13 protein-coding genes are annotated in these 13,888 nt (G+C 45.1%); 3 read left to right on the top strand and 10 right to left on the bottom strand.

Translation table 11 applies throughout. The annotated features are described in order from the left end of the window. Positions 1 to 8: 8 nt before the first annotated feature. The 6 genes from RS891_RS26985 to RS891_RS27010 all read right to left on the bottom strand — a co-directional run bounded on the left by RS891_RS26985 (position 9) and on the right by RS891_RS27010 (position 7,778). A complete protein-coding gene (locus RS891_RS26985; protein WP_181586718.1) occupies positions 9 to 881 on the bottom strand; it encodes a CheR family methyltransferase in 873 nt (290 codons plus the stop codon). Between the two features lie 70 nt (positions 882 to 951). Then, a complete protein-coding gene (locus RS891_RS26990; protein ID WP_315793660.1) occupies positions 952 to 4,671 on the bottom strand; it encodes a response regulator in 3,720 nt (1,239 codons plus the stop codon). Beyond that, on the bottom strand, positions 4,668 to 5,837 hold the full coding sequence (locus RS891_RS26995) for a PP2C family protein-serine/threonine phosphatase (RefSeq protein WP_113055384.1): 1,170 nt from the start codon (positions 5,835 to 5,837) through the stop codon (positions 4,668 to 4,670). The genes RS891_RS26990 and RS891_RS26995 overlap by 4 nt, the downstream gene beginning before the upstream one ends. A 390-nt stretch (positions 5,838 to 6,227) precedes the next feature. Then, the gene (locus RS891_RS27000) at positions 6,228 to 6,572 is read right to left on the bottom strand and encodes a YflT domain-containing protein (RefSeq protein WP_064640589.1); all 345 of its coding nucleotides are present in this window, start codon (positions 6,570 to 6,572) and stop codon (positions 6,228 to 6,230) included. Between the two features lie 93 nt (positions 6,573 to 6,665). After that, a complete protein-coding gene (locus tag RS891_RS27005) occupies positions 6,666 to 7,199 on the bottom strand; it encodes a hypothetical protein (RefSeq protein ID WP_113055385.1) in 534 nt (177 codons plus the stop codon). Between the two features lie 66 nt (positions 7,200 to 7,265). Next, entirely contained in the window at positions 7,266 to 7,778 is a 513-nt protein-coding gene (locus tag RS891_RS27010) for a DUF948 domain-containing protein (RefSeq protein WP_113055386.1), read from the bottom strand. Between the two features lie 220 nt (positions 7,779 to 7,998). On the opposite strand from RS891_RS27010, the gene RS891_RS27015 reads away from it, so the two are divergent. Together RS891_RS27015 and RS891_RS27020 are read left to right on the top strand one after the other, a co-directional pair. Continuing rightward, positions 7,999 to 8,163: a DUF1328 domain-containing protein gene (locus RS891_RS27015; RefSeq protein WP_017692264.1), complete on the top strand. Its 165-nt coding sequence runs from the start codon at positions 7,999 to 8,001 to the stop codon at positions 8,161 to 8,163. A 399-nt stretch (positions 8,164 to 8,562) separates the two neighbouring features. Beyond that, on the top strand, positions 8,563 to 9,066 hold the full coding sequence (locus RS891_RS27020) for a hypothetical protein (protein ID WP_113055387.1): 504 nt from the start codon (positions 8,563 to 8,565) through the stop codon (positions 9,064 to 9,066). A gap of 105 nt (positions 9,067 to 9,171) precedes the next feature. Here the strand turns inward: RS891_RS27020 and RS891_RS27025 are convergent, their stop codons facing one another. After that, positions 9,172 to 10,062, bottom strand: a complete 891-nt coding sequence (locus tag RS891_RS27025; protein WP_090904714.1) for a cation diffusion facilitator family transporter — start codon at positions 10,060 to 10,062, stop codon at positions 9,172 to 9,174. A gap of 292 nt (positions 10,063 to 10,354) precedes the next feature. Here RS891_RS27025 and RS891_RS27030 point away from each other — a divergent pair, with 292 nt between their 5' ends. Next, positions 10,355 to 10,543 (top strand): hypothetical protein, encoded by a 189-nt coding sequence (locus RS891_RS27030; RefSeq protein WP_113055388.1) that lies wholly within the window; start codon positions 10,355 to 10,357, stop codon positions 10,541 to 10,543. 170 nt (positions 10,544 to 10,713) lie between these two features. Here RS891_RS27030 and RS891_RS27035 read toward each other — a convergent pair whose 3' ends face one another. The 3 genes from RS891_RS27035 to cydS all read right to left on the bottom strand — a co-directional run bounded on the left by RS891_RS27035 (position 10,714) and on the right by cydS (position 13,888). Beyond that, positions 10,714 to 12,339 carry an ABC-F family ATP-binding cassette domain-containing protein gene (locus RS891_RS27035; RefSeq protein WP_113055389.1) on the bottom strand — a complete coding sequence of 542 codons (1,626 nt, stop codon included), beginning with the start codon at positions 12,337 to 12,339 and terminating at the stop codon, positions 10,714 to 10,716. Positions 12,340 to 12,554: 215 nt separating this feature from the next. Further along, positions 12,555 to 13,619 carry an MBL fold metallo-hydrolase gene (locus tag RS891_RS27040; RefSeq protein ID WP_113055390.1) on the bottom strand — a complete coding sequence of 355 codons (1,065 nt, stop codon included), beginning with the start codon at positions 13,617 to 13,619 and terminating at the stop codon, positions 12,555 to 12,557. A 71-nt stretch (positions 13,620 to 13,690) separates the two neighbouring features. Beyond that, the gene (gene cydS / locus RS891_RS27045) at positions 13,691 to 13,888 is read right to left on the bottom strand and encodes a cytochrome bd oxidase small subunit CydS family protein (RefSeq protein ID WP_113055391.1); all 198 of its coding nucleotides are present in this window, start codon (positions 13,886 to 13,888) and stop codon (positions 13,691 to 13,693) included.

Consider the following 13,888-nt stretch of genomic DNA (forward strand, 5'->3'; position numbering starts at 1 on the left):
CTAACCCCCTATTTAATCTTCCGGTATATTTTTTCCGTCCGGTCTAACGGCTCGTAGGCATCGCTGTATTCCGTAAAATGTATCGATTCTTTGGACCCCAGAACAAGGATGCCGAAGTGGCTCAAGCTTTCATGGAAAAGTCCATGTACATGGTTCCGCAGTTCATCATTGAAATAAATCATGACATTGCGGCAAAAGATTACATTAAACTCGTTAAATGACCGGTCTGTTGCCAAGTTATGTTCGGCAAAAATAATATTTTTCCGTAGATAAGGATGAAATATAACGGAATTATATTTCGCGGTGTAATATTCCGAAAATGCGCGGGTGCCCCCGGCTTCCAGATAATTAGTAGTATATAATTTCATTTTCTCAATGCCATATACGCCTTCCTTGGCCTGCTGCAATGAGCGATCATTCATATCTGTTGCATATATTCTTGCCTTGTCATAAAGTCCTTCCTCATGCAGCATGATCGCCATGGAATAGACTTCTTCTCCTGTAGAACAGCCAGCATGCCATATCCGGATATATGGATAAGTTCTCAGTACAGGTATAATCTGTTCCCGGAAGAACCGAAACAAGGTTGGATCACGAAACATTTCCGTTACAGGGATGGACAAATTCTGTACAAAACGATCAAATACAGAACGGTCATGAAGCACCTTCTCCTGTAAACCGGAAATGGTCTTTAGCCCCTCGGCATGTACATAATGCCAGATTCTGCGTCTTAAAGACGGTAACGCGTAGTTCCTGAAATCATATCCATATAAACGGTGCATACCTTCCAACAGCAATTCGATCTCGATCAGTTCACGCTCTTCATCTTGCGGCATGCGGATCGATTCTGCCTCCGCCTCGGTAGGTTCCCACGGTGTCATATATTCTCTCCACTTCTTCATTTGTTACTTGCATATAGATGTATTGTCTTTCATTACCCAAACTATCGGGTTACGAATACAGCCATACCCGCATTAAGGATAATAATTGATCCGTTTGGATCGGTTTTTTTACATAATCAGATGCTCCAGCCTCTATGCATTTGCCACGATCATCTTTCATTGCTTTTGCAGTCAAGGCGATAATTGGCAATTTCTCGAATTTCGGAATCTGTCTGATCCGTGTCATCGCCTCATAACCGTCCATTTCCGGCATCATCATGTCCATTAATACCAGATCGATTTCTGGGTTTTTATCCAATATCTCCAGAGCTTCACGGCCGTTCTCTGCAAAGGTGACATCCATGCGATAGCCTTCAAGTACACTTGAAAGGGCAAATACATTACGGATGTCGTCATCCACAAGCAGTATTTTCTTACCTTCAAACAAGGTTTCTTTATTATGCAGCTTCTGCAAAATTCGGCGCTTGTCTTCCGGCAGATTAGCTTCTACCCTATGCAAGAACAAGGTCGTCTCATCGAGCAGACGTTCAGGTGACTTCACGTCCTTGATTATAATCGACTCCGCGTATTTGCGAAGTTTCATCTCTTCTTTGCTGTCCAGCTCTTTACCTGTGTAAATAATGATCGGCAGATCATTGAGATACTGATCATCCCGAATCTGGTCAAGCAATTCAAATCCGGTCATATCTGTCAGCATCAAGTCCAGAACCATGCAGTCATAGCGTTGGCTGTGTAATTCATTCAAGGCCTCACTGCCAGTGGACACTGCTGTGATAGCGACATCATCATGGCCAATCAGTTCAATAATTGCTTTCCGCTGTATTTCATCATCTTCCACAATCAATAGACGTTTCAATTGATTTTCTGTATAGGATTCGATATGCGAGAAAGCTTTATCCAGCGAATCTTTACTGGAAGGTTTTTTCAGATATGCAATGGCTCCCATCATCAAACCTTGTTTCATATCATCAATTACCGAAATAACATGTACCGGGATATGACGTGTCGCCGAGCTGCTTTTCAGTTCACCCAGTATTGCCCAGCCATCCATGACAGGCAACTGAATATCGAGGATGATCGCATCCGGCAAATATTGACGGGCCATTTCGAGTCCTTTGTCTCCCTGAAGCGCCACAATAGCCTTAAATCCTCTGCCTCTCGCCATATCCATCAAAATGTGCGCAAAATTCACATCGTCCTCAATGATGAGGAGAATCTTGTCACCTTCCACTAGGTTCTCCTGATCATCCTCCAATTGTACAGGCACGGGTGAGTCGGATTGAGGCAGTTCCAAGAACGAACTGCTTTCCGGGTCAGGCGTAAGAACAGTCTGTCTGCCTGAACGCATCGTCCGTGAATCTCCTCCGGACTTTTCAACCTCAGAAGAAGCAGCGGCTTCTCTTGCCGCATCGTCCACCTGAACTTCCTCTTCGTGGTTATCCGGCAGGAACAAGGTGAAGCAACTGCCCACACCTTCGGAAGACTCCACCTGAATGGCACCGCCAAGCAGGCGGGCAAGTTCGCGGCTTATGGACAATCCCAAGCCCGTTCCGCCATATTTGCGGCTGGTTGTACCGTCCACCTGCTGGAATGCTTCAAAGATCAGATCCGTTTTGTCCGATGGAATTCCAATCCCGGTATCCTTAACGGTAAAGCCCACATATTCCTGGTTCGTATTCAGGTACCCAGGAAGCTCTTCTGTTTTCATTTTCCGTCCAATCAGACTTACAGATCCCCGGTTGGTAAACTTGAACGCGTTCGACAACAGATTTCGCAAAATCTGTTTGACGCGATGGCTGTCGGTGTATACCCATTCCGGCAAATTGCTGTCGAACTCAATGTTCAGGTTGAGTTCTTTTTTATTCGCCATTGGGCCAAAATTCTGTTGAACAAAGCTGGTCAGCTCTTCCATCCGCACCGTTTCATAATTGATATCCATTTTGCCCGCATCCACCTTGGACAGATCCAAAATTTCATCAATCATTTTCAGCAAATCCGCACCTGACATATAGATCGTCTGGGCATATTCCTGCTGTTTAACACTCAGGTTTCCATCCTTGTTCTCCGATAACAATTGGGACAGAATCAAAAGACTGTTAAGTGGTGTGCGCAATTCATGCGACATATTTGCCAAAAATTCCGACTTGTACTTGCTCGTCATCGACAATTGCATCGCTTGTTGTTCCAACTGTGTTTTGGTTTTCTCAATCTCGTCATTTTTCTCTTCCACTTCTCGCACCTGTTCTTCCAATGCACGAGTCTTCGCAATTAGCTCGGTATTGAAGTGCTCCAACTCTTCCTGTTGACGCTGCAACAGCTCTTCAGAACGTTTGAGGGCTCCCGTCTGTTCTTCCAAATTCTCATTGGAACGGCGTAACTCCTCTTGTTGCGTCTGAAGCTCTTCAGATTGCACCTGCAATTCCTCAGTAAGCGCCTGGGATTCACGAAGCAGTTCCTCCACTCGCAAACGACGACGAACGTTATTGAGAATAACGCCCAAATTCATAATCAGCTGCGAGAACAACTGTGTATGCAAATTGGTAAACCCTTCAAACGATGCCAGTTCGACAACGCCAATCAGTTCATCTTCAAATACGACAGGATAGATCATCACACCAGAAGCACGCGATGATCCGGTTGCTGAACCGATGTTCACATAATCTTCTGGGGTTTTTTCGAGAATAATAGGCGTCATATCCAATGCGGCTTGTCCGATTAATCCCTCGCCGATCCGGTATACCTCTTTGCCAACATCTTCATTCTCTTCAAACGCATAAGCACCATAACGTCTCAATTCATCCGGATGTTTCTCTTCATCGATCAGGTATACGACACCCAGTTGAGCTCCAAGTACAGGTGTGAATTCACTGATAAACATCTGCGAGATCTGACGAATCGACCCTATACCCCGCAACAACTCTGGAACTCTGGCAATGTTGGAACTCATCCAGTTCTGATCTTGCTGTGCTTGTAAATAAGCTTTCTCGACTTCCAGTTTCTCTTCCAAATCACTGGAGACATCCTTGAACACACTGGCAATCTGACCAATCTCATCGGTAGATTTCACCTGTATGCGGCGAATGGTTCGATAACGGCCTTTGCCAAAGCTGGTGATCATCATGGATACGGTATTCAACCCACGTGTAATACTTGGCAGTACCCACATAATGACACCCAACGCGAGTAGCAATCCGGCAATCATGATGGCTACTGTAATCTGTACCGCGCGCATATAGGCTGCGTTCGCATCTTTAATCTCGGTATCTATCTCCTGGTCCTGGTAACGGGATAGGGCATTCAGGCTGTCTACAGCTTCCTTCTGCACTGCTAAACCGGTTGAATTCCGGTAGTTATTGGCATCCTCTGCCCGATTCTGAGACATAAAACTGACCTGTTTTGCGGCATAATCATTGTAGGCTTCCCAAGCCGTATTCACTCGATCTACCAGTTGATGCTCTGGTGCGCTGTCCGCCCGATTTCGCACTTCTTCAAGGTAACGTTCGCCCTTTTCCTGCATTTCCTTCAGATCACCATCTGCGGCACTAATCGAATTATTGGGATTCAGCAACAAGTTAGCGAGCACTTTGGCTATATCATTGACCTCTCCACGTGCAGCAGAAGTATATCTGACTTTGAGGTATCTTTCCTGATACATCTGATCGATCTGTTGATTGCTGCTATTCAGCCGTTCGTAACTCACAAACGTAAGTACAATCATGATGGCCATCAGAGCGGTAAAGCCAATCAGCAGTTTATTTCTGATCTTCATTCAGCTTCGACCCCTTTATTTAAGGTAATCCACACCAAACATTTATCATCATCCCGCTCCTGTGGAATTTCATCATCAAAGAACAAAGCCTGCATGGCCGCTTCATCCCATTGGTGGGAACCCGCCAGTTTTTCCTTCAGAAACGCCTGCTGCGTTTCCTGATCGCCCTGAACGGCTTCTGTTAGCCCATCCGTATAAAGTGCAATGTGCCCATCGCCTTCGTAGTGAATGGTCTGTGGTTCAATATCCATCTTGTCGAACAAGCCTACAGGACAGCAGACGCTGTCAAACGTTGTCACACTTCCGTCGTGACGGAAAAAGAGTGCTGGCGGATGGCCTGCATTAACATAATCAATCCGCTTCATTCGTGTATCTACGACCAAATATATCGCTGTAAAATAGTACTGCACCAGCTGTTTCTCCAAATGCAACTGATTAAAGCGTCGATTCAGCTCCTGAATAACCTTCTCCGGGTCTACATACGTTGTAACCGTATCTTTCAATACGGAAGCAATGAACATGGTAAATAGGGATGAAGATATCCCATGCCCCATCATATCCAACAGCAGGACTCCATATCTGCCTTCACCAAGCGGGTACCATGAATACAAATCACCCGCAAGTTCAAACGAAGGTTTATATATGGCATTGACGTGAAACAACGGATCTTCAATAGCCGGACTTAACACAGCATTCTGTACCATCGCCGCAAGTTTCAGCTCATCCTGAATCCGCTGATCACGCTCTTTATGCCAGTCCTTCTCCTGCTTCAGACGAAGCGCAAGACGGATTCTAGCCATCAGTTCGACTTTGTTAATGGGTTTGGTCACATAATCGGATGCCCCTGCATCCAGCGCCTCGGCCAATTTCTTGGAATCTCCGATCGCGGTTACCATAATAATAGGTATATCCTTGAGATTTTCGAATTTTTGCACAATACTGCATGCTTCGATTCCATCCATCTCCGGCATCATCATATCTAGCAAAATCAGGTCAATATCCGACGGCTTGGGACGAAGTTCATTGTTTTCCTCACCAATCCCTAGGACTTCAAACATCTCCATAGCAGAACTTGCCGTTACAATGTCACGATAATTTTCTTTTTTCAGAATTTCTCGAATGATAATGACATTCGTCGGATTGTCGTCAACAATAAGTATTCTCATTTCTATCTCCTTATCTGTGGCGTCCGGGTTTGTCGATTCTTATCAGGTCAGATAACAACCTTAATTATACAAATTTCGCATACAACACAGCGGTAGACATAATAATTCCTAGTATAACTATAATCGTATTATCACAAAACTTCTATCAGTAAATGGCACCATCGCAGGAGAATTCCCCCGCTTTGTTACCCTGTTTTTGCTGCGTTCTGATCCCGCTTCCAAACTTGCAAAAACATAGATAAGGAATGGGGATATCCCCATTCCTTATCTATGTTTTTGGTTAAGCATTCTGCGTCATTACCTGAAAGCTCTTTGAATGATGCAAAATACTTAATTCTGAAGCTTGTCCATTCTCAGAAGGCTCCAGCTTACGTGTTTGTATCGGCTAAGCTATTCTTTCTTTTTGGCAATCACAAGTACTTTGCCTTTATCGAGTTCACTCTCGTAAAAATCTGCCTCAGCTTCGGTGAAGCCCATCGAAACAATTTTGGCCCGTAGTTCATCACCGCGGGAGCGGAACAGATTCGCCAAGGAATCAAATACGCCTTCTTCCTTGATGCCAATCTCTTTGGCATCTGCCGTATCGGCAATTCGATCTGTACGATCCTTTTCATGGGCTAGAACGAAGATATGATCAGCAAGGTACCCGGTAATCTGCAACTCTTTCACCGCTTCTACCGCTTGGACTCCGTTTTCTACCACTTTTGCATAAGCTTGCGCATTGGTTGAATTCATCGTTTCCACTCTCCTCTGATTGATCTTCTTTATCGAGCTACTTAGTATTTAACCATACGATATCGGGTTGAAACGTTTCTGGATTAACCAATCCTAGGAAACCGATTCATCAAAGAGGTCTATTCCTTCAATATGATTGGAGCCTGGCTTCATATATACCTTCAGCGCCTGACTTCCTCTAAGAAATACTTCTCCATCCTCTGCTACATAATACGGCTTGCCCAAAACATCTCGAATGGCCTCAATATTCATATCAATCCATTCCTGATTAAGCTTCAGACGTTTCTCGGAAGCATCAATATGCACATAATTGACCAATCCTGTATCTTCGCAGAACCCAACCGTTACATCTTTGAATTGGTACTCAGGGCAACCTAGATATGGATCATGTTCTTTATGAACCGGTTGGCCTTTATTGGCTAAAATATCATCGACGCTGTCATCCAGAGAAATGTCATTCAGAGTCCGAAATTGTTGGACAGGTCCGGATCGATCAGCAGCCAGAATGATCTCTGGTGTCTCCTCTTCCACTACCGTCCATTGCATATCATGAGCAGCGGGTACCGCTGCCGGTTGAACGGAAAAGGGAGAAATTACGCTAAACATAACAAGCAGTAGTTTCATCATGATTCTCACCCTTTCATTGGGTTCATCACCGCTCTGAAGACGTCTATTGATTACAAAACGGTCATGCTATTTCCGCATACGTTGCCATACATTAGCAGCTACATCTACATATTTCAGCCAGCTTTTTCCGTTCTTGGCATCATCATGATATGTAGCTTCATAGGATTGCAGTGTCCGATCTGTCGGTGTAGCAGGCGGTGTTTGTACTACATTCGCTACTTCTGAATGTTTGCTCTGTTCAGTGCTGCTGCGTTTCGTCTGGAACTTGGCCATCAGAGTGGATGACACCTGCTTGGCTGCTTCCGTCACTTCGTTCAGCACTTCTCCCAGGTTTTGTACAGATTCCATAACGGGATCAATTTGTTTCATTTTGTGCTGCACATCAACTGTAATATCATTGGCATGCCTTACCGTCTGTTTGACTTCATAACTAAGTTCATCAATGGTCTTCTGAACTTCCTGCAGTGTCTGTGACACATTGTCGAGTGAACCCTGAGCGGACTTCAAGGTACGAATTAAAAAGAATACAAGCACTGCAAATGCAATTGCAATTAAAGCCACACTAATTTGATAGATCATAAAAGAACCTCACTTTCCAGTATAAATCGGTTTTGTTATTGCTTAGTTACCCGACCCATTCGGAGGCGAAACAAATAGGATATGAACTGTAAAAACAACTCCTCCTGGTAAAATATCGCAATGTTTCAACCCGAAAGGCCTCGGTTAAAGAACAACTACACACGGCAGTGAGACGAACACTTCTCGCTACCAAAGTTCTATAAACGAAAGGATGATACCCATGTTGAAATGGTCGGTACTATTTCTAATTATTGCTCTTGTTGCAGGTATTTTTGGATTCTTCGGTATTGTTGAGGCAGCTGCTTCGATTGCCAAAGTACTCTTCTTCATCTTTGTTGTATTGTTCGTCATCTCCCTGATTACGGGACGCAGCCGAATGCGATGAATGGGGCTTCCCAATTATGAACAGCATTCGATACATACAAAAGCCTATCGCGCTTGCAAAAGCCGGTAGGCTTTTGTGCGTTCATTAATCTCTTTTTTGCAACAATTCTTCCCTCTGCACATTACGACTTATCTCTATTATGTATTACGCTCCCTTCTGGTCTATTCCATCGCTTCTCCCCGATTACATCATAAAAACAGGACCATTATGACATAGTCAACCCGGTTTTCTCCCACCGAAGTATGATATTTACAGGCTCTCCTTATACCCACATATGCTCCAGTTGACACTGGAGAATCCAAGAAAATATTGTTATAATTTGTGATTCATAAGTAAGCTTGCTTGGTTACTTTTAACACAGGACAACAAACTACATACCTAACCGAGGAGGAAGAACAAATGAAAAAAATCGTAAGTTTTGCTGCTGCTCTGACATTGATGGGTTCCATGGCCGCTGCCGCAGGTGCTGAGGAAGCGGTTACCGGAACGGTAGCTCCAGAAACGGGAACACAGGCAACCACAACAACGCCGGCTGTTGAAGTGAACAAACCTGCTGTAGACACTGTAGAAGGCACAGCTGAGACCGTAACTGGCACAACAGTAGACACAACGGGTACTGAAGGTACTTCAACGACTACTGAAACAACAACTTCAACAAAGGATGACAAAATCTTTGATGAGCCTGTTGTGAAAGCAGGAGATGAGGTTCTGGTCCCTACGATGCTGCTTAACCTGCTGGAGCGCACATGGTTCTATGATGCACCTAACGGCAAACCAATCGGTGCACTGGGTTCCCAAGTCATCGATACGACAGGTGAAGTTGTAGATGGATTCGATGGTGGTCAATGGGTACAAGTATATACGTGGAAAGGTAAAGCTTGGATCCACGTTGCTATTCAATAGTATCGTATAATCGTTCTAACGATAAGTAAAGAGGACAGCACGCAGGCAGCGGCTGTCCTCTTTTTCATTTCAAATGCGCTTATTTCCGGTTTGTCCCTCCCGATTTCAAGGGCTTCCCGTCGTGCCTTCTTCCATCTTCGGCTCCACATGCACATGTACATGCATAATATTATGTGAACGTTTCAAGCGCTCTTCAACCCGGTCACAGATCTGATGACCCTCGATCAGGCTCAGTCTTCCATCCACCTCAATAACCACGTCTACCAGTACATGACTGCCGTGCACACGTGCTTTCACGTCCTTGATCATTTCTACACCAGGAACTCGCGCCACAGATGATCTTAGGTCTGTGAGTTCTTTCTGATCAAATCCGTCTGTCAGACGATGTGTTGAATCACGGAAAATCTCCCAAGCTGTCTTACAAATCAACAGACCTACAGCAATTGCAGCTACTTTGTCCAACCAAGGAAGTCCAAATTGGGCACCAATGATTCCGACCGCAGCCCCTATGCTGACCCAAGCATCCGAACGATTATCTTTGGCCGCAGCCATCAGAGCCTGACTGTTAATTTGTTTGGCAAGACGATGGTTGTAACGATATACGCCCAGCATTACAAGCGCACAGACAACGGCAACTGCTGCTGACCAAAGGTTTGGTGCTACAAAGTTCCCTTCATACCAGGAACGAACCGCTTCAACCAATACCTGCAGGCCAACCATGGCCATAATAAATGAAGCAATTAGGGCTGCGACCGTTTCCGCTCTAAAGTGACCATATGCATGATCGGAATCAGGTGGCTTCTGGGATATGCGAAGTCCAATCAATACAGCAACAGACGCAACTATATCTGTAAGGTTATTAAAACCATCCGCCAGCAAAGCGCTGGAAGCAAACAAATATCCGCAGATCAATTTAAAAGCAGACAAGACCAGGTAGGCCACAATACTGACCCAAGCTCCGCGCTCTCCTTTGCGTATTTCTTCGTAGGCGTTCAAACCGGGCGACACTCCTTTAACGTTTCGTATTACGGTTGTTCCATGTTACCAAATGCGTACTGTGTGGGTCTACAGAAACAGTGTTGCTAAGCTGCATTGCTGTAGGGAAGCCGAAACAAAGTTGCCAGACCGCAGGGCTGTAGGTGAAGAGAAAAAATGTTGGCCCAGTCAAAAAAGTGAAGGTTTTCAGCATTTTATCAGGTTGCCCTTGTGGGGCTTTTGTAAAACGTATAAAATGAGTACATCCCGTCCAATTTGGACGGCTTACTGTAAGACCGGGAGGGAAATAACGATGAGCGATAATAACGAACCGAAAAAGATCAGTTTGCAGGATGCTATACGCCAGAAACTGGCTCAGAAGAAAGAACAGGCAAACACGGGTAACCAATCCAGTGCCTATTTTGAAGGCGGCCCTAAAGCAATGAAGAGCCAAAACAACAAAAAGCCTAACAATCAACGCCGCCGTACTGGCGGATCCTAGACCGCAAAAAGCTCTTGTATGAGCTGATTCTATGGCTACAGGATCGCCATGTATGACCAAAAAAAAAGAACCGCAACTCTCCAGAGGAGGCTTGTGGTTCTTTTTTATCTTTTATAGAAACGCATAGTTAACCAGGTTAACCATACTCAATGTAGACAGATGAGCTTATCTTAAGCTTCTACCGGATACATCTTGTTACGCAATTCTTTAATTTCGTCACTTTCCAGATACTCATCATAGCTCATTTGGCGATCAATAACGCCGTTTGGCGTAATTTCAATAATCCGGTTAGCGATAGTTTGAATGAACTGATGGTCATGGGATGTAAACAGCATAGTGCCGTCAAAATCAATCATACCATTGTTCAGTGCGGTAATGGACTCCAGATCCAAGTGGTTCGTTGGCTCATCCAAAATCAGGGCATTAGCGCCTGTTTGCATCATTTTCGCCAACATACAACGGACTTTCTCGCCCCCGGAGAGGACACTTGCTTTTTTCAGGGATTCCTCGCCTGAGAACAACATACGACCCAAGAATCCACGCAGGTACGTTTCATCCTGATCTTTGGAATATTGACGAAGCCAATCCACGAGACTCATATCTACTCCGTCAAAATATTTGGAGTTGTCTTTCGGGAAATAAGCCTGAGTTGTAGTAATACCCCAAGTGTATTCGCCACTATCCGCTTCGGTTTCACCCATAAGGATATCAAACAACAACGATTTGGCATTACCATTTGGGCCAACAAAGGCAATTTTATCTCCTTTATTCACCACAAAGCTGAGATCATTCAGCATGCTCACACCATCAATTGTTTTGTTGATACGGTCAACGGTCAACAATTGTTTGCCCGCTTCACGCTCAGGCTTGAAGTTGATGAACGGATATTTCCGGTTCGATGGACGAAGATCATCCAACGTGATTTTGTCGAGTTGTTTCTTACGCGAAGTCGCTTGCTTCGATTTGGAAGCATTCGCAGAGAAACGTTGAATAAAGGCTTGCAGCTCTTTAATCTTCTCTTCTTTTTTCTTGTTAGCATCACGTTGCAAAGCAAGTGCCAATTGGCTGGATTCATACCAGAAATCGTAGTTGCCTACGTACAGCTGGATTTTACCGAAATCGATATCTGCAATGTGTGTACATACTTTGTTCAGGAAGTGACGGTCATGGGATACTACAATAACGGTACCTTCATAGTCCATGAGGAAGTTTTCCAGCCATTGAATGGATTCGAGGTCCAAGTGGTTGGTAGGCTCATCGAGCAACAGGTTGTTTGGACGACCAAACAAGGCTTGTGCAAGCAGGACACGAACTTTTTCGTTACCGCTCAGATCAACCATTTTTTTCTCATGCATGTCACGTTCAATTCCGAGACCGATCAGGAGTGCCGCTGCATCCGGCTCAGCATCCCAACCGTTCAGTTCAGCAAACTCACCTTCAAGCTCACCTGCGCGCAAACCATCTTCTTCAGTAAAGTCCGCTTTGGCATACAATGCGTCCTTCTCCTTCATGATGGAATAAAGACGGCCGTGGCCCATAATTACAGTTTCGAGAACCGGATACTCATCATATTCAAAGTGGTTTTGCTTCAAAACGGCCATGCGTTCGCCCGGGGTGATGTGCACCTCTCCCGAGTTTGCTTCAATTTCACCGGACAAAATTTTCAAAAATGTTGATTTGCCGGCTCCGTTGGCGCCGATCAGACCGTAACAGTTGCCTGGCGTGAACTTGATATTCACATCTTCAAAAAGTGCACGTTTTCCGTAGCGGAGCGTGATGCCGCTTGTACTAATCATTAAGCATACCATCCTTTATTTAATATTCTGCATACTGCATGAATAGCAACTTGCATCAATCATGGATTCAATATCCCGAAGCCTATTCTGGCACCATATTATAACACAAAAAAGCGGCAAATTCGAAAATTGGCCGCTTTTTAATCGTTAAAGATTTGGTAAATGTACCGTTCATGCGGGTATACCCTTACATTAGCATATCTAGATCACTTTTGTTAGTCTTGTTTACTTTCTTCGTGCCGGATGCGGAGCGTCTCGCCATGTCCCAGCACCCGAATGCGTTCTGCATTGATTCCCAGTCGTTCTCGTTCCACTTCCATTCGATCAAGTGCTTCCTTGGGTGTGTCATCCGCCAGCTTAAATGTTCCATAATGCATGGGAACCATAAGCTGGGAACCCGTTTCCACAAATCCCTGTAACGCTTCTTCCGGCGTCACGTGCTGGGATGTCATGAACCATTCCGGGTCATACGCACCGATTGGCATCAGGGTAACTCCGATGTCAAAGCGTTCTCCGATCGTTTTGAATCCCTGAAAGTATCCTGTATCCCCTACAAAATAAATCACTGGCGGACCGCCAGGAGAATGATCAGCCGATGTTTCTATTGGATCATCCGTTCCTGCTGCTCGGGAATTTTTATAATCTCGGTCTTCACTCGTCGCGGCACTCTCCTCGGATGGAATGACTGCCGGGTGATTCTGTTCCAATACATAACCGCCCCAATGGGACGTATTGGTATCGAATAGGGTTCGGCGCGTCCAGTGCTGCGCAGGCACAAAGGTTATTTTGACACCGCCAAGCGTAATATGTTCCCACCATTTCATCTCATGACAACGATGGAACCCTTTGCGCACCATTTTGCGCTTGAGACCATCGGGAACGATGAGCAGTGTTTTGGCCGTGACCAACTTCCGCAGCGATGCGAGATGCAAATGATCATAGTGTGAATGCGAGATCAAAATGACATCCAGAGGCGGAATATCCTGAATCGGAATGCCAGGGGCACCGAGTCTGCGCTGAAATCCCATTTTTTCGGCCCAGACCGGGTCTGTCACGATGTTTAGTCCATGATATTGAATGAAAAACGTGGAATGACCAATCCAGGTAATCGTGGTTTCAGCCCGGTTGGCGTGCAGATAATCCAGCTCAGGTGGGTGCTTGGGCACGGTGTAGGAATAATCCTTAACTTTGCTGCGCCGTTGCTCCCTCCATTGCTTGAATTCCTTCAGCGTCTTGTCCGTACTTACATTATCAATGTTGTTATAACGGATTTTCGGCATGAAAGGGCCCTCCTCCCCTCCTCGTATCTTAACAAAAGATTACCCCGAATTGGAAAGTACGTACCAACGAATCAATCCTTTGGATTTTTACATTTCGCCAAGTAGACGAACAAAAACGCAATTGCAGCCACGATAATCAGTGGTGGGGCGTACATAATCGTAAAAGTCTCAAAAAAACTTAATCCCGTTATACCCGGAATACCCGTTACCCCCGCGTCAGAGCTGAGAAGCAACCGTGGAATCATGACGAACAGCATGTTGGGAAGCAT

Origin of the sequence: Paenibacillus sp. BIC5C1, from assembly GCF_032399705.1 — a bacterium.
GTDB lineage: Bacteria > Bacillota > Bacilli > Paenibacillales > Paenibacillaceae > Paenibacillus > Paenibacillus taichungensis_A.